12 protein-coding genes are annotated in these 14614 nt (G+C 63.1%); 4 read left to right on the top strand and 8 right to left on the bottom strand.

Features of this window, described 5'->3' with window-relative positions:
* Positions 1-241: 241 nt before the first annotated feature.
* From B0G75_RS24935 to B0G75_RS24925, 3 genes are read right to left on the bottom strand one after another with little or no spacing between them, the layout of a single operon-like run.
* The gene (locus B0G75_RS24935) at positions 242-454 is read right to left on the bottom strand and encodes a hypothetical protein (RefSeq protein WP_106311789.1); all 213 of its coding nucleotides are present in this window, start codon (positions 452-454) and stop codon (positions 242-244) included.
* Positions 429-1433 (bottom strand): cytochrome d ubiquinol oxidase subunit II, encoded by a 1005-nt coding sequence (cydB, locus tag B0G75_RS24930; RefSeq protein ID WP_012426729.1) that lies wholly within the window; start codon positions 1431-1433, stop codon positions 429-431. The genes B0G75_RS24935 and cydB overlap by 26 nt, the downstream gene beginning before the upstream one ends.
* Before the next feature lie 40 nt (positions 1434-1473).
* Positions 1474-2886 carry a cytochrome ubiquinol oxidase subunit I gene (locus B0G75_RS24925; RefSeq protein ID WP_106311786.1) on the bottom strand — a complete coding sequence of 471 codons (1413 nt, stop codon included), beginning with the start codon at positions 2884-2886 and terminating at the stop codon, positions 1474-1476.
* Between the two features lie 765 nt (positions 2887-3651).
* On the opposite strand from B0G75_RS24925, the gene B0G75_RS24920 reads away from it, so the two are divergent.
* The gene (locus tag B0G75_RS24920) at positions 3652-4473 is read left to right on the top strand and encodes an alpha/beta fold hydrolase (protein WP_106311783.1); all 822 of its coding nucleotides are present in this window, start codon (positions 3652-3654) and stop codon (positions 4471-4473) included.
* 117 nt (positions 4474-4590) lie between these two features.
* Here B0G75_RS24920 and B0G75_RS24915 read toward each other — a convergent pair whose 3' ends face one another.
* Positions 4591-5133 carry a DUF2867 domain-containing protein gene (locus tag B0G75_RS24915; protein ID WP_106311780.1) on the bottom strand — a complete coding sequence of 181 codons (543 nt, stop codon included), beginning with the start codon at positions 5131-5133 and terminating at the stop codon, positions 4591-4593.
* Positions 5134-5526: 393 nt separating this feature from the next.
* On the opposite strand from B0G75_RS24915, the gene B0G75_RS24910 reads away from it, so the two are divergent.
* Together B0G75_RS24910 and B0G75_RS24905 are read left to right on the top strand one after the other, a co-directional pair.
* Positions 5527-6363: an NAD(P)-dependent oxidoreductase gene (locus B0G75_RS24910; RefSeq protein WP_106311777.1), complete on the top strand. Its 837-nt coding sequence runs from the start codon at positions 5527-5529 to the stop codon at positions 6361-6363.
* Positions 6364-6392: 29 nt separating this feature from the next.
* A complete protein-coding gene (locus tag B0G75_RS24905; protein ID WP_106311774.1) occupies positions 6393-7685 on the top strand; it encodes an MFS transporter in 1293 nt (430 codons plus the stop codon).
* A gap of 165 nt (positions 7686-7850) precedes the next feature.
* Here B0G75_RS24905 and B0G75_RS24900 read toward each other — a convergent pair whose 3' ends face one another.
* The 3 genes from B0G75_RS24900 to garL all read right to left on the bottom strand — a co-directional run bounded on the left by B0G75_RS24900 (position 7851) and on the right by garL (position 11833).
* Entirely contained in the window at positions 7851-9857 is a 2007-nt protein-coding gene (locus tag B0G75_RS24900) for a glycoside hydrolase family 28 protein (protein WP_374956918.1), read from the bottom strand.
* Between the two features lie 250 nt (positions 9858-10107).
* Positions 10108-11001, bottom strand: a complete 894-nt coding sequence (locus B0G75_RS24895; RefSeq protein ID WP_258194669.1) for a 2-hydroxy-3-oxopropionate reductase — start codon at positions 10999-11001, stop codon at positions 10108-10110.
* Positions 11002-11032: 31 nt separating this feature from the next.
* Entirely contained in the window at positions 11033-11833 is an 801-nt protein-coding gene (garL, locus tag B0G75_RS24890; protein ID WP_106311765.1) for a 2-dehydro-3-deoxyglucarate aldolase, read from the bottom strand.
* A gap of 222 nt (positions 11834-12055) precedes the next feature.
* On the opposite strand from garL, the gene B0G75_RS24885 reads away from it, so the two are divergent.
* The gene (locus tag B0G75_RS24885) at positions 12056-13639 is read left to right on the top strand and encodes an aldehyde dehydrogenase (NADP(+)) (RefSeq protein ID WP_106311762.1); all 1584 of its coding nucleotides are present in this window, start codon (positions 12056-12058) and stop codon (positions 13637-13639) included.
* Between the two features lie 80 nt (positions 13640-13719).
* Here the strand turns inward: B0G75_RS24885 and B0G75_RS24880 are convergent, their stop codons facing one another.
* Positions 13720-14463 (bottom strand): FadR/GntR family transcriptional regulator, encoded by a 744-nt coding sequence (locus tag B0G75_RS24880; RefSeq protein ID WP_054040224.1) that lies wholly within the window; start codon positions 14461-14463, stop codon positions 13720-13722.
* Between the last annotated feature and the right edge of the window lie 151 nt (positions 14464-14614).

Below are 14614 nucleotides of genomic sequence, written 5' to 3'. Positions count from 1 at the left end.
CGGTGCCGCGGCGCATCTTCCGGCGAGTTCCTCGAAAGGACTTCCGCCGGGACGCCGCCAAATGCCAGTTTATTTGTTAAATCGCCGTCCGTTCCGATGCACCGCATGATGTCCAAAGCAGGTCTCTCGCACACAGGTTTTCGGCTTGCTTGGTAGACGAGCCGATTCGCCCTTTTTTGAAGGCGTCCATGCAGGATTCCGAAGGTTATGCGCGCCGGATCGAAGCGCGCTGAAACAGCGTCTATTTGACTGCAAATAACGTCGCATTCATCAGAATCTTGAATGCGAATCCGAGTGACATCGCCGAGCCCACGCCGAAGCACCAGAGCGCGATGAACCAGAGCCAGCCCGGCAGTTTGCGCGCCGGCGCCGCGGTCGCCGGCGATGCGCCGTGGGTGGCGCCGTGAGTGGCGCCGGAGCTCGTCTGCTTAGTGATAGTGATGTTGGTCGCCATGCCGCACCTTGCCGCGAAATACCCAATAGCCCATTGTCGTGTAGGCGATGATGATGGGCAGAATCACCGCTGCGCCAACCAGCGTGAACATCTGGCTCGAACGTGGCGCGGCCGCTTCCCACAGGGTCATGCTCGACGGAATCGCATACGGCCACAAGCTCACCAGCAGCCCCGCGTAGCCGAGCAGCACCAGCAGCAGCGCGAGCGCGAACGGCGTGTTGTGATGCCGCTCACGCACCGCGCGATGCATGAGGAATGCCGCGACCGCCACGAGGAACGGCACCGGCAGCAAACGATAGAACAGGCCGTCGTGGAACCAGCGTTGTGCGATGTTGGGATCCTGCAGCGGCGTCCACAGGCTGACCATCGCGACGAAGCCGAGCAGCACGACCGTCAGCGGCCAGACCACGCGATGCAGGCGGCGCTGCAGGTCGCCTTCGGTCTTCGCCACCAGCCAGCAGCAGCCGAGCAGCGCATACGTGACCACGAGTCCGAGGCCCGTGAGCAGGCTGAACGGCGTGAGCCAGCCGAAGGCGTCGCCGGCATACGCGCCGTCCACTACGGGAATGCCTTGCAGGAACGCGCCCAGCGCAATGCCCTGAAAGAAGGTCGCGCCCGCCGAGCCGCCGATGAACGCGAGGTCCCACAGATGCTTCGTACGATTAGCCTTGGCGCGAATCTCGAACGACACGCCGCGAAAGATCAGGCAGACGAGCATGAAGATCAGCGGCAGATACAGCGCGGACAGCACGGTCGAGTAGACCGCGGGAAACACCGCGAACAGACCGGCGCCGCCGAGCACCAGCCAGGTCTCGTTGCCGTCCCACACCGGCGCGACGGTGTTCATCATCAGGTCGCGTTCCTTCTCATCGGGGAAGAACGGGAAAACGATGCCGATGCCCAGATCGAAGCCGTCCAGCACCACATACATGAAAAGGCCCAGCGCGATGATCGCGGCCCACACTACGGTTACGTCCATGTTCTTTCTCTATCGCAAGTAGCTGATGAAGCAGGGTGGTTCAGGCGGCGTCGATCATGTGATCGGCGGCGGAAAGCGGGCGGCGCGCGGTTTGGTTCGGCAGGCGCGCCGGCGCTTCGTGCGGCGTGTGTCCGGGCAGCGCGGGACCCGCGCGCATCAGCTTGAGCATGTAGTAGACGCCGGTGCCGAACACGAGGAAGTACACCACCACGAAGGTCATCAGCGAAATGCCGACCTGCTGCGTGGTGAGCGGCGACACGGCTTGCGAGGTGCGCATCACGCCGTACACGACCCACGGTTGACGGCCCGCTTCGGTGGTGACCCAGCCGGCCAGCAGCGTGATGAAACCCGTCGGTCCCATTGCCACGGCGACGCGCTGGAACCACTTCGATTCGAACAGGCGGCCACGGCGGCGCAGCACCCACGCGGCCACCGACATCAGGATCATCAGCACGCCGAGGCCGGCCATGATGCGGAAACTCCAGAACACCACCGTCGAGTTCGGCCGGTCCTGCGGCGGGAATTCTTTAAGGCCGCGAATTTCGCCGTCCCAGCTATGCGTGAGGATCAGGCTGCCGAGATGCGGAATCGACACGGCGTAGCGCGTGGTTTCCGCCTGCATGTCGGGAATGCCGAACAGGTTCAGCGCGGTGCCGCCTTTCTCGGTGTCCCACAGACCTTCGATCGCCGCGATCTTGGCGGGCTGATATTCGCGCGTGTTCAAACCATGCTGATCGCCGACGAACGCCTGGATCGGCGTGAGGATCAGCAGAAGCCAGAGCGCCATCGAGAACATTTTCTTGACGGCCGGATCGCGCCTTCCGCGCAGCAGATGCCAGGCGCCCACCGCCGACACGACCAGCGCCGCGACGATGAACGCCGCGAGCGCCATATGCGCGAGCCGGTACGGAAACGACGGGTTGAAAACGATCTTGAACCAGTCGAGCGGCACGACGCGGCCGTTGACGACTTCGAAGCCTTGCGGCGTTTGCATCCAGCTATTGGAAGCGAGAATCCAGAAGGTCGAAATCAGCGTGCCGATCGCCACCATCAGCGTGGCGCCGAAGTGGGCGCGCGGACTGACGCGCTGCCAGCCGAACAGCATGATGCCGAGGAAGCCCGCTTCGAGGAAGAACGCGGTCATCACTTCGTACATCAACAGCGGACCGGTGACAGGGCCGGCGAAACTGGAGAAGCCTGACCAGTTGGTGCCGAACTGATAGCTCATCACCACGCCGGAAACCACGCCCATGCCGAAGGCCACGGCGAAGATCTTCGACCAGAACAGACAAAGGTCTTTGTAGTACGGCTTGCGGGTTTTCAGCCAGCGCCATTCGAGCACCGCGATGAAGCTGGCGAGGCCGATGCTGAGCGCCGGAAACACGATGTGGAACGAGACGGTGAACGCAAACTGGATGCGGGCGAGATCGAATGCCGATAGAGCGGAGTTCATGAGCGTGACGTGCTTGAAGTGCGTGGGGTCCGCGAGGGCGGACTACGCGCGTCGACCGTTGTCGGTGCGCACTGCGCTGGGCAGATGGCGCAAGCGTAGGGGATGGTCGATTTTTTTGCTGCGACGCGACGTGCGTCAAAGAACCACCTTGTTTTGTGGCGATTTTCTTTTTTGGGATGGCAAACCGTTGATGGATATCAAGTTTTTCTGATCGCTCTTGCTGAGCACGATGCGGGCGCCTCTGCGCTTTGACTGTGCAACTGCGGCAATCGACCGCGCTGCAGCATTGTCGCGGGGACGGGTTCGAGTACGCGTCTGACCCGAGCTTGCGGTTTTCCCGCGGCAGCCACCGCGCTTACATGGCGGTTCGATCGGCAAGGCGATGTTCGCAATTGGATTGGCTCGCCATCAACCGACAATCCCTCCGTCCGAACCGACTTTCCATGCGCGCGGCGGCTAGCCAATAAGCCCGTTTGCTCATACCATGCAGTCAGCCAGACGGCAGCGTTTTTCAAAAGAGAGCATGCTCCTTACGCGTGCACGCCGCGTGGCCAGTCCAGCATTTTTTCCCGTTATTCGCTTCGAATAGTCATAGCCGACGTAACGGCCGGACGGCCCGGCGCGTCGCGAATCCGTCATTAACGTGTGGTGCAGCGCATGCGGTGCCTGAATGAGCTTCATGTCGCGTGCCGCGCGAATGGTTCGAGAAGCCACGCTTCATCCACCTGCCGGCAACGGCAGACTTCAACTACAAGGAGTCAGCAGATGAGCACGATCAAGACGAAAGACGGTACGAGCATTTTCTACAAGGACTGGGGCAAGGGTCGCCCGGTCGTTTTTTCGCACGGCTGGCCATTGAGCGCCGATGCCTGGGACGCGCAGATGCTGTTTCTCGGCAGCAAGGGGTTTCGCGTGATCGCGCATGACCGGCGCGGACATGGCCGCTCGGAGCAGACGTGGGACGGCAACGACATGGACACCTACGCCGACGACCTCGCGGCGCTGATCGAACACCTCGATCTGCAGGACGCCACGCTCGTCGGCCATTCGACGGGCGGCGGCGAAGTCGCGCATTACATCGGCCGCCATGGCACGCAACGCGTCGCGAAGACCGTGCTGATCGGCGCGGTGCCGCCATTGATGCTAAGGACCGAGAGCAATCCGAACGGCACGCCGATCGATGTGTTCGACGGTATCCGCAAGGGTGTGGAAGACGATCGCTCGCAGTTTTTCAAGGATCTCGCGCTGCCGTTTTATGGCTACAACCGGCCGGGCGCAAAGGTGTCGCAAGGCGTGATCGATTCGTTCTGGGTCCAGGGCATGGCCGGCTCGATCAAGGGGCTTTACGACTGTGTCAAGCAGTTCTCCGAAGTCGACTACACCGAAGACCTGAAGAAGATCGACGTGCCAACCCTGGTGCTGCACGGCGACGACGACCAGATCGTGCCGATCGATGCAGCCGGCCGTCTGACCGCGAAGATCGTGAAGAACGCCACGCTCAAGGTGTATCCGGGTGGCCAGCACGGCATGTGCACCGTCGAGGCCGCCAAGGTGAACGGCGACCTGCTGGAGTTCATCGGGTTGTAACGCGATGCTTCGGTGATGTGTTGATGCCGCGAGTGCGGCGGGTCGCGAACAAGCACGCGCGCCCGGGCGCACTCGAAACTGAACCGCGGGCCGTGCACGCCCGCGGTTCGAGCCGCTTCAGGCGGTCGGCCAGCCGATCCGCGCCGCTCGCCGCAATGACGAGCGCACCACCAGCCGGTGGAACGGCGCGATCGCGAGAATATAGAAACGGCCGAGCCGATTGTGGCAATGCACGACGGTCGACAGGATCAGATAGCGCGAGCGGTCTTCACGCGTGCCACGGGTCTGCTGCAGCAGTGAAACCCGGAAGTCGAGATGACGGTCGTTCTCGCCAAGGATGATCTCGTGCGCGCTGCGCGTGTAGATCCTGAAGATGTCGAGGCGCTCCCTTGCTGCGGCAGGATCCTTGATGCTGCGTAACTGCCTGGCAGTCTTCAAGCCGACACGCGCGACGATCGCATCGCGCACGCTCATCAGCTTCGCGATCCAGCCCGCCTGATGCGCGAACACGAAGCGCGCGAGCAATTCCGGATCGTCGATGGCATTCTCGGGCAGGCGGACGGCGTACGCGTCGGCGAGGTCCGGCGCGTCGTACAAACGCGCGACGCCTGATTCAGCCGGCAGGGCGACGGAACGCACGGAACAGTGGGCAGTGAGCATGGTGGCGTGCGGCGCTAAGTGATGAATCGAAAAGGGCGCTGCGCCGGATCGCGGCGGCAGGGCGGCTTAAGAGTGAGCGCATCAAGTCTACGCGCTTGTGGGCGTCTTGCGCGAGGCCGGCGGACACGGTCATCACATCGCGGATTTCAAGCAAAATACGTACTTGCAGTCATACGATGTCGCATAAATCATGCAAACGTAGTTGATTGTTTTGTCAGAAAAATCTCGATATCACGATGCCGGCATAAGGGTAAGTGCCTAATTGAAATCCGGTCTCGCATCGCCGATAGTACGTTATCGTACAACTATCGCTAGCTCGGCAGACACTGGCGTCACAACAGAAGCGAGTGCTGTACCCCAGTTCGATCGCGCGCGGCGCAGGAAAGGAACCTTATGAAGAAGATTGCTCTGAGTGGAGCCGGTGGCCAGCTAGGCTCCGTGGTGCGCGCCGCGTTGATCGCGCGCGGCACGCCGTTGCGTTCGGCGGCGGGCTCGAAGGCCCTTGTGCCGCTCGTCGACGGCGAGGACGTGATGCACGGCGACCTGCGCGATCCGGCGGTCGTGGATCGTCTGCTGGAAGGCGTCGACGTCCTGATTCATTTCGCGGGCACGAGCGTGGAGCGTCCGCTGCCCGAGATCATCGAAAACAATCTGCGCGGACTCGTCGAAGTGTACGAAGGCGCGCGCCGGCAAGGCGTGAAGCGCATCGTGTTCGCCAGCTCCAATCACGCGATCGGCATGTATCCGGTCACCGAGCATCTGAGCCTCGATTGCGAACTGCGCCCGGACGGCTTTTACGGACTGAGCAAGGTGTGGGGCGAAGCGCTCGCCAGAATGTATTGGGACAAGCACGGCATCGAGAGTGTTTGCGTGCGCATCGGCAGTTGTCTCGAACGGCCGACCGAGCCGCGGCATCTCAGCACCTGGTTTGGTCACCGCGATCTGCTGCATTTCCTCGACCGTTGCGTCGAAGCAGAGAACGTAGGTTTCCTGACCATCTGGGGCGTCTCGGCCAACACGCGCAGCTGGTGGGACAACAGCGGCGCCGAACGTCTGGGCTATCAGCCGACGCAGGATGCCGAGCTCTACGCCGAAGAAATCCTCGCGCGGCCGAATCCGCTCGACGCGCTGGGCCAGCGCTTCCAGGGCGGCAGCTTCGTGGGTATCGATTATTCGCGCGATGACGCCGCAGCGGAGGGCTCGGCCGCTTCCGCCACGCGGCCTGTTTGAGCCGTTCAGGATTACGAGGAGACGCAGCAATGAAGATCAAGGGCATCCGCTGGTGGATGGTCAGTCTGGTCGCGGCCGGGCTCATTATCAATTACCTCGCGCGCAACACGCTGTCGGTCGCGGCGCCGACGTTGATGAAAGACCTCCACATCACCACCGAGCAGTATGCGCACGTGGTCGTGGCATGGCAGCTTTGCTATGCATTCATGCAGCCGGTGGCGGGCTTCCTGCTCGATACCGTCGGCACGAAGATCGGCTTCGCGGCGTTCGCGCTCGCCTGGTCGCTGGCGTGCGCCGCGGCGGCGTGGTCGACGGGCTGGCGCAGCCTCGCGTTCTTCCGCGGCCTGCTCGGCATCGCCGAGGCGGCTGGCATTCCGGCCGGCGTCAAGGCGACGAGCGAGTGGTTCCCCGCCAAGGAGCGCTCGGTCGCGATCGGTTGGTTCAACATCGGCTCGTCGATCGGCGCGTTGCTGGCGCCGCCGCTAGTGGTGTGGGCGTTGCTGCACGGCGAATGGCAGTTGGCTTTCGTGATAGTCGGCGTGGCCGGGATCGTGTGGAGCGTGGTGTGGATGGTGCTCTACAAGCATCCGCGCAATCAGAAGCTGCTGGGCGATGCTGAGCGCGATTACATTCTCAGCGGTCAGGAAGCGAAGCACAGCGACGCGGGCGCCGCCAGGCGCAACTGGATCGCCATGCTCGGCAGCCGCGATTTCTGGGCGATCGGCATTCCGCGCATTCTGTCCGAGCCGGCATGGCAGACCTTCAACGCGTGGATTCCGCTGTACATGATGACCGAGCGTCACATGAACCTGAAGGAAGTCGCGCTGTATGCCTGGATGCCGTTTCTCGCAGCCGACATTGGCTGCGTGCTGGGCGGTTATCTCAGCCCGCTGTTTCACAAGTACGCCAAGGTGTCGCTGTTCACGTCGCGCAAGATGGTGTTCGTGGTCGGCGCGCTGTTCATGATAGGACCGGCCTGCGTGGGCCTCGTGGCGAGTCCTTATGTGGCGGTGGCGCTGCTGTGCGTCGGCGGTTTTGCGCATCAGACCTTGTCGGGTGCGCTGTACGCGATCACGTCCGATATGTTCGGCAAGAACGAGGTCGCGACGGCGACCGGCATGGGCGGCATGGCGGGTTATCTGGGCGCGGCTGCGTTCACTGCGCTGTTCGGCGTGCTGGTTACGCAGATCGGGTATAGCCCGCTGTTCGTGGTGCTGGCGGTGTTCGATATTATCGCGGCCGGTGTGGTCTGTCTGCTGGCGAAGAGCGCCGACAAGACGCCCGAGCCGCGCTGGACGCCGGCGAGTGCCGTGGCCAAATGAGTCCTACTTGGTTGCAGTGAATTCCGGATGCTGATCTGTCGGGCCGGAAAATGAAATGGCGGCGCTTTCGGGCGTCGCCATTTTTTTGCCTTGTTCGCTGCGTGTTCTGAATCTTCACGGCTGGACGAAGCTCGCGCTTCGCCCGGCCGTTCAACGGCTTGCTGCTTAACGCTTATCGACGACCGTCGTGTTGTAAGTCGTCGCGCCGATCACCACGTTGCTCAACGTAATGCCGTTCACGTTGTACGCGTAGATCGGTCCAGGCGTCGTCGCACTCGCGGGTCCGGCCGAAACCGCCGTGCCCAGATTGCAGTTCGAGATCGTCACACCGCTGATCGGCGGAATGGTCGGCGTCGGGGCCGCGCCGTTGTAATCGAACGCGACGGGTCCTTGCGCGACGATCGCCTGAAAGCACGAGCCGGTCACGCCGTTGAGCGTCACGTTGCTTGCCGTCACGTTCGAGATGTTCACGTTCTGCACGACTGCCGCACGGATTCGAATGGCGTCGTTCGCCGGCTGATAGTCGCAGTCGAACGTGATCAGCCCGCCCTGTGCCGCCGACGGATTGGCCGCGCTCGCCGTCACGACGCCGAGCGGCACCGTGGCGTTGATCGGACTGCCGCTCAGCAACGCGCTGCCGTAGCCCGCGCCCTTCAGGCTGACACCGTTCGGCAGCGTGACCGTATCGACATAGAAGTTCTTCACGAAGCCGCCGCGATTCATATTCGTCTTGATGCGAATCGCGATGTTCAGCGGATTGGTCGCCCAATTCTGATTCAGCATCTGCAAATTGCGGGCGTAGATGTTCTGCACGCCGCCGCCCATTTCGCTGCCGAGCGTGATGCCGCCGTGGCCGCTGTTCATGATGCAGTTCTGGATCACGTGATTCTGCGCGGGGCCGTATTGCGTATCCAGATCCTTGCCCGACTTGATCGCGATGCAGTCGTCGCCAGTGTTGAACGTGACGCTGTCGCACAGCACGTTGTTACATGCGTCCGGATCGAAGCCGTCGTTATTCGGGCCGATGCTGTTGGTCGTCACCCCGCGAATCACGACGTTCTTGCAATCGGTCGGATGATGCTGCCAGAACGGCGTGTTGTTGGTGGTGTAGTTCTCCATCAACACATTCGTGCAGCCGATGAACTCGACCATGCACGGACGCAGGTAGTGCCCAATGCCGAAGACGCGCTGCGCGATAGGCACGCCGGCTTCGGAAAGAGCGGGCAGATAGTTCTGGTCCTCCTGCCAGGGTGTCGTGGGACTGGTTAGTTGCGCATACAGCGCATCGGAAATGCCCGGTGCGGCGGTATTCAGATCGACGTTCTTCGGATTCAGATACACCTGCGATGGCGTCGACGAATTCACGCAACCGTACGCACCATTCGATCCCTTGAAGGTCCACCAGCACGTGGCGGTGTTGCCGCTGCCGGCGAACGGCGTCATGGCTTGCCCGTTGAGCACCGAGGTCGCGTCTTCGCCGGTCAGCGCGATGTTGGTCTGATTGCGCGCGTACACCGGCGAGCCGTAGTTCAGGCAATCGTTCGCCTGCCAGCGGCTGTAGAACAGATTGCCGTTGGCGCCGCACGCAACCGGGCCGTCCTTCGCGTAATCGGCGGGGTTCGGGCTGAAGTAGATCGTGCAATTCGCGCTGAGGTGGAAGTTCACGTTGCTTAGCAGCACGATTGGTCCGGCGCAGTACCACGTGCCCGCCGGCACGACCACGCGTCCGCCGCCCGCGGCGTTGCAGGCCTGGATTGCAGCGAGAAACGCGGGGCGCGAGTCGAACGACGCTGCCGCGTTGGTCTGGTTCGAACCGGGACTCGCGACCGATGCCGAGCCTGTGTACGGATTGGTCGCGGCGACGACAGCGCACGGTACGGCGCCGTACTGCGTGACCACGAAATCGCGGGTGGGAAACATCGACTGGGTAATGCCTTGCAGGGACGCGATGATCTGTGCCGCGGCGCCCGAGGTGCCCCAGATCGGATCCTGCACGACCGGCGGCGTGGTTGTCCCGCCATTGACGGAACCGCCGCAAGCGGACAGACCGCCGAGCAGTGTCGCGCCCGCCGACGTTCCTGCCAGCACGATAAACGCGCGGCGGCCGGGCGAATTCGGTTCAGCCTGGCCGGGTGTTTTCGATGTTGCCCGCTTGCCGCTGGTTTTATCTATGTTTGCCACGGATGTCTCCTTGCCCTTTGCGGGCGTTGTCAGTAATCGCTGCTACTTTTGGAATGCAGATGCAGGTCATCGAAGCCGTTTGTTTACGTAAGGTATCCTTAATATTTGTAAAAAGCTCCGCCTATGAAGACGATGCAACTTTTCTCAACTCACGGCGAAGCGGGCGAACGCACGAATGCGCCGCTGCGTCTTGCTAACTTCCAGGGCAAGCGGAGCGGCGCATCAAAAAGCGGCGTGCGGCTTAGGCGGGTTTCTGGCCAATCTCGTGATCGGCGAGGAATTCGAGCGCGCGCACCATCGCCGAGTGGTCCCACGCCTTGCCACCGTGCGCCACGCACGCGTTGAACAGCGCCTGGCAGGTGGCGGTGTTCGGCAGCGACACGCCGAGCGATTGCGCGGTCGAGAGCGCGAGGTTCAGATCCTTCTGGTGCAGCTCGATACGGAAGCCCGGATCGAAAGTGCGTTTGGTCATGCGTTCGCCGTGCACTTCGAGAATGCGCGACGATGCGAAGCCGCCCATCAGCGCTTCACGCACGCGCGCCGGATCGACGCCGGCCTTGGATGCGAGCAGCAGCGCCTCGCCCACAGCCTCGATCGTCGCGGCGACGATCACCTGGTTGGCCACCTTGCACACCTGGCCGGCGCCGACGCCGCCGATCAGCGTGACGTTCTTGCCCATCATGTCGAAGAGCGGCTTGACGGCATCGAAGGTCGCGGTTTCGCCGCCCACCATGATGGTGAGCGAGCCGGCCTTGGCGCCGACTTCGCCGCCGGAAACCGGCGCATCCAGATAGTCCGCGCCGCTCTCGCGCACGCGGGCCGCGAACTCTCGGGTGGCCATCGGCGAAATCGAGCTCATGTCGACCACGGTTTGTCCCGCGCGCAACACGCTCGCGAGACCTTGCTCGCCGAACAGAACGCGCTCGACGTCGGGCGTATCCGGCACCATGATGAAAATCACGTCGGCCTGCGCGCCCACCGCGGCGGGGCTGTCGCACGCGACGGCGCCTGCCTGGACGAGATCGTCAGGCACGCCGCTGCGCGTGAACGCCGCCAGCGCGACGCCGTTCTTGAGAAGGTTCGCGGCCATGGGCTTGCCCATGATGCCGAGTCCGATAAAGCCTGCTTTTTGCATGGAATGCTCCGAAGATGTCATGGCGGCCGCTTTACTGCTGGCCCGCCTGTTTCTGCATGAAGTGTTTCTGAACCGTCTGCGCGGCGCCTTTCAGCAGCCCCATATCCGCGCACACCGCGACGACGCGGCAGCCCATGGAAATATAGCGCTCGGCGTCCGCCTGCACCGGCGCGAGGATGCCGCTCGGCTTGCCCGCGGCCTGCGCGCGTTCGAACACGTGCGCGATCGCCGCCTGCACGTCCGGATGATTCGCGTTGCCGAGCTGGCCGTAAGCGGCCGCGAGGTCGGACGGGCCGACGAACACGGCGTCCACGCCGTCCACGGCGAGAATCTCGTCGATCGCGTCGACGGCCTTGCGGCTTTCTATCTGCACGATTACGCAGACATTGTCGTTGGCGAGGCTAAAGTAGTCGGGCACGGTCGCGTAGTGGTTGCCGCGATGACTTACCGACACGCCGCGAATGCCCTGCGGCGGGTAGCGCGTGGCGGCAACGGCGCGGGCCGCGTCGTCGGCGCTTTCCACGAACGGCACCAGAAAATTCGAGAAGCCGCTGTCGAGGAGGCGCTTGATGAACACGCTGTCGTTGGCGGGCGGCCGCACGACCGGTGCGCTGGCGCTGTCCTTGAGCGCCATCAGTTGAGGAATCAGCGTGAGCACGTCGTTCGGCGCGTGCTCGGCGTCCAGCAGCATCCAGTCGAAACCGACAATGCCGAGCAGCTCGGTGACGATCGGGCTGGCGAGCGACGCCCAGCAGCCGATCAGGGTTTCACCGCCGCGGACTGCCCGGCGGAAACTATTGGGTAAGGGCTGGTAAGGTGTGATGGCTGGCATGGGCTGGTTTCCTCGCACGGCAATGGATCGGGCAAGCTTCGACGACGGCTCCATACAAGTTATAGGTCGTCGTATGTCTTGATTGCAGAGTAGCACTGGCCTCGCTGATTGTAATGGTCACGTTAACCCGAATTCCTCGCCAGGCAAGCGTTTCAGCTTGCGCGCATGTCTCGGAATGTTGTAGGATGACCTATATCTTAAGCCTTCACTCAAGGAAAGCAAATGACAATTACCGGCGAAATGCTGATCGGCCGCAAAGCGGTGCGCGGCGAGGAAAAACCATTGCATGCGTTCAATCCTGCCACGGGATCCGATATCGCGGAGCCGGTTTTCGGCAGCGGCTCGGTGGCGCTCGTTGGGCAGGCGTGTGAGTTGGCGCAGCAGGCGTTCGATCCGTACCGTCAACTGCCGCTCTCGGTGCGCGCCGAGTTCCTCGAGCGTATCGCGGACGGCATCACGGCGTTGGGCGATGCGCTGATCGAACGCGCGCACCAGGAATCGGGTCTGCCGAAGGCGCGTCTCGAAGGCGAGCGCGGCCGTACCACCGGCCAGCTCAAGCTGTTCGCGCAGGTCGTGCGCGCCGGCCAGTGGCTCGCCGCCACGCTCGACTCGCCGTTGCCGGAGCGCAAGCCGCTGCCGCGCTCCGACCTGCGCATGCAGAAGATTCCGCTCGGCCCGGTCGCGGTGTTCGGCGCCAGCAATTTCCCGCTCGCGTTTTCGGTGGCGGGCGGCGATACGGCGGCAGCGCTCGCGGCCGGCTGCCCGGTGGTGGTGAAAGCACACCGTGCTCACCTCGGCACTTCGGAGATGGTCGGCCGTGTGATCCAGCGTGTCGCGCAGGAAATGGACTTGCCCGAAGGCGTGTTCTCGATGATCGTCGGCGCGGGCAATTCCGTCGGCGAGGCGCTGGTCGCGCATCCGGCGATCAAGGCCGTCGGCTTCACGGGATCGCGCGCGGGCGGCACGTCGCTGATGCGCGTCGCGGCGGCGCGTGCCGAGCCGATTCCGGTGTATGCGGAAATGAGCAGCATCAACCCCGTGTTCCTGCTGTCGAATGCGCTCGCTGCGCGCGGCGAAAGCATCGCCCGTGGCTTCGTCGATTCGCTGGTGCTCGGCGCCGGTCAGTTCTGTACCAACCCGGGCCTCGCGATTGCCGTCGACAGCGACGCGCTCAAGACCTTTGTCGCTACCGCGTCCGACGCACTGAGCGGCAAGCCCGCGCAGACCATGCTGACGTCCGGCATCTGCGCGGCCTATGAAGAAGGCGAGGGTAAGCTGGCCGCGATCAAGGGCGTGGAAGCCGTGGCTCGCGGTGTCGATACAACCGGCCCGACTCAGGCGCGCGCGGCGTTGTTCGTGACCGATGCGCAGACGTTCCTCGCCACGCCGGCGCTGGAAGACGAAGTGTTCGGCCCGGCCTCGACCATCGTGCGTTGCAAGGACGAGCAGGAACTGCTGGCGGTCGCCGAGTACTTTGACGGCCAGTTGACCGCCACGGTGCAGATGGACAGCGCCGATCTGGCGTCGGCGAAGAAGCTGGTGCCGATTCTCGAACGCAAGGCCGGGCGGATTCTGGTGAACGGCTTCCCGACGGGCGTCGAGGTGTCGCACGCGATGGTGCACGGCGGGCCGTTCCCGGCTACCTCCGATAGCCGCGCGACTTCGGTTGGCACGACGTCGATCGAGCGCTTCCTGCGTCCTGTGTGCTATCAGGATTTCCCGGCCGATCTGTTGCCGGAAGCACTGGCCGACAGCAATCCGCTGGATCTGTGGCGCCGTCGCGATGGCGAGATCACGCGCAGCTAAATGGCGGGTGTTCAGTGAAATGAAAAATGGCCGGGAGCGATCCCGGCCATTTTCTTTTGCGTCTAACTAGGTAAAGCGAATCAGCTATTCGCCTCAGCCGCTTCGTTCGCCCGCCGCAGACGTTCGCGGCTATTGGACAGATGCATACGCATCGCCGCGCGCGCGCCTTCCGCATCATGGCGCGTGATCGCTTCGAGAATGCTTTCGTGCTCGAGATTGACGAGCGACAGATACGCGTCCGGTTCCGCGCGCGCAATGCCGGCCGAGTCGAGCCGGTTGCGCGGAATCAGCGCGCTGCCCATTTGCGTGAGGATGTCGACGAAATAGCGGTTGCCGGTGGCGCGCGCCACCGAGATATGAAACTGCAGATCGGCATCGACGCTGTCCAGCCCGTTATGACGCGTGGCTTCGATCGCGTCGAGCGCGGCGCGCATGCGCGCGAGGTCGTCCGGCTTGGCGCGCTGGGCGGCAAGACCTGCGCATTCCGTTTCGAGGCTGATGCGCAGTTCCAGGATCGACAACACGTCGCGCAAGGTGGTGGCGGGCACCATGTCGATGCCGAGCTTTTCGCGCTGCGGCTCCAGCACGAAGCTGCCGATACCGTGCCGTGTTTCGATGATCTTGCCCGCTTGCAAACGCGAAATCGCCTCGCGAATCACGGTGCGGCTCACGCTCAGCGTGACCATGAGTTGCGATTCGGTCGGCAGTTTGTCGCCGGGTTTCAAGGCGTTGGACGCAATTTGCTCGGTCACGTAGCTGACGACGAACTCGGCAAGATTACGCGCGCGTCGTGGCGGTGCCGCGGATGCCAGTGGTGTAGCCATCGAAAACGCCCCTTGAATCAGATAGTTGCAGACACTTCATGCGTTTCATTATACCGTCGTCTGACGACTGATTATAACCACGCCCTATCAATTTGCGGACCGGCGTCCGATGCGACCCCGAAGTCACTTTCTAGCCTGCATTTCGCGCTGC

The organism is Paraburkholderia sp. BL18I3N2, assembly GCF_003001875.1.
In the GTDB taxonomy this organism is placed as follows: Bacteria; Pseudomonadota; Gammaproteobacteria; order Burkholderiales; family Burkholderiaceae; genus Paraburkholderia; species Paraburkholderia phytofirmans.
Note: the sequence above shows the minus strand (reverse complement) of the source record. Positions and strands in the feature narration are given on the sequence as shown.

Excerpts from the sequence above, each read along its gene's own strand:
- B0G75_RS24935 (WP_106311789.1), bottom strand. The coding sequence starts at position 454 with ATGGCGACCAACATCACTATCACTAAGCAGACGAGCTCCGGCGCCACT.
- cydB (WP_012426729.1), bottom strand. The coding sequence starts at position 1,433 with ATGGACGTAACCGTAGTGTGGGCCGCGATCATCGCGCTGGGCCTTTTC.
- B0G75_RS24925 (WP_106311786.1), bottom strand. The coding sequence starts at position 2,886 with ATGAACTCCGCTCTATCGGCATTCGATCTCGCCCGCATCCAGTTTGCG.
- B0G75_RS24920 (WP_106311783.1), top strand. The coding sequence starts at position 3,652 with ATGAGCACGATCAAGACGAAAGACGGTACGAGCATTTTCTACAAGGAC.
- B0G75_RS24915 (WP_106311780.1), bottom strand. The coding sequence starts at position 5,133 with ATGCTCACTGCCCACTGTTCCGTGCGTTCCGTCGCCCTGCCGGCTGAA.
- B0G75_RS24910 (WP_106311777.1), top strand. The coding sequence starts at position 5,527 with ATGAAGAAGATTGCTCTGAGTGGAGCCGGTGGCCAGCTAGGCTCCGTG.
- B0G75_RS24905 (WP_106311774.1), top strand. The coding sequence starts at position 6,393 with ATGAAGATCAAGGGCATCCGCTGGTGGATGGTCAGTCTGGTCGCGGCC.
- B0G75_RS24895 (WP_258194669.1), bottom strand. The coding sequence starts at position 11,001 with ATGCAAAAAGCAGGCTTTATCGGACTCGGCATCATGGGCAAGCCCATG.
- garL (WP_106311765.1), bottom strand. The coding sequence starts at position 11,833 with ATGCCAGCCATCACACCTTACCAGCCCTTACCCAATAGTTTCCGCCGG.
- B0G75_RS24885 (WP_106311762.1), top strand. The coding sequence starts at position 12,056 with ATGACAATTACCGGCGAAATGCTGATCGGCCGCAAAGCGGTGCGCGGC.
- B0G75_RS24880 (WP_054040224.1), bottom strand. The coding sequence starts at position 14,463 with ATGGCTACACCACTGGCATCCGCGGCACCGCCACGACGCGCGCGTAAT.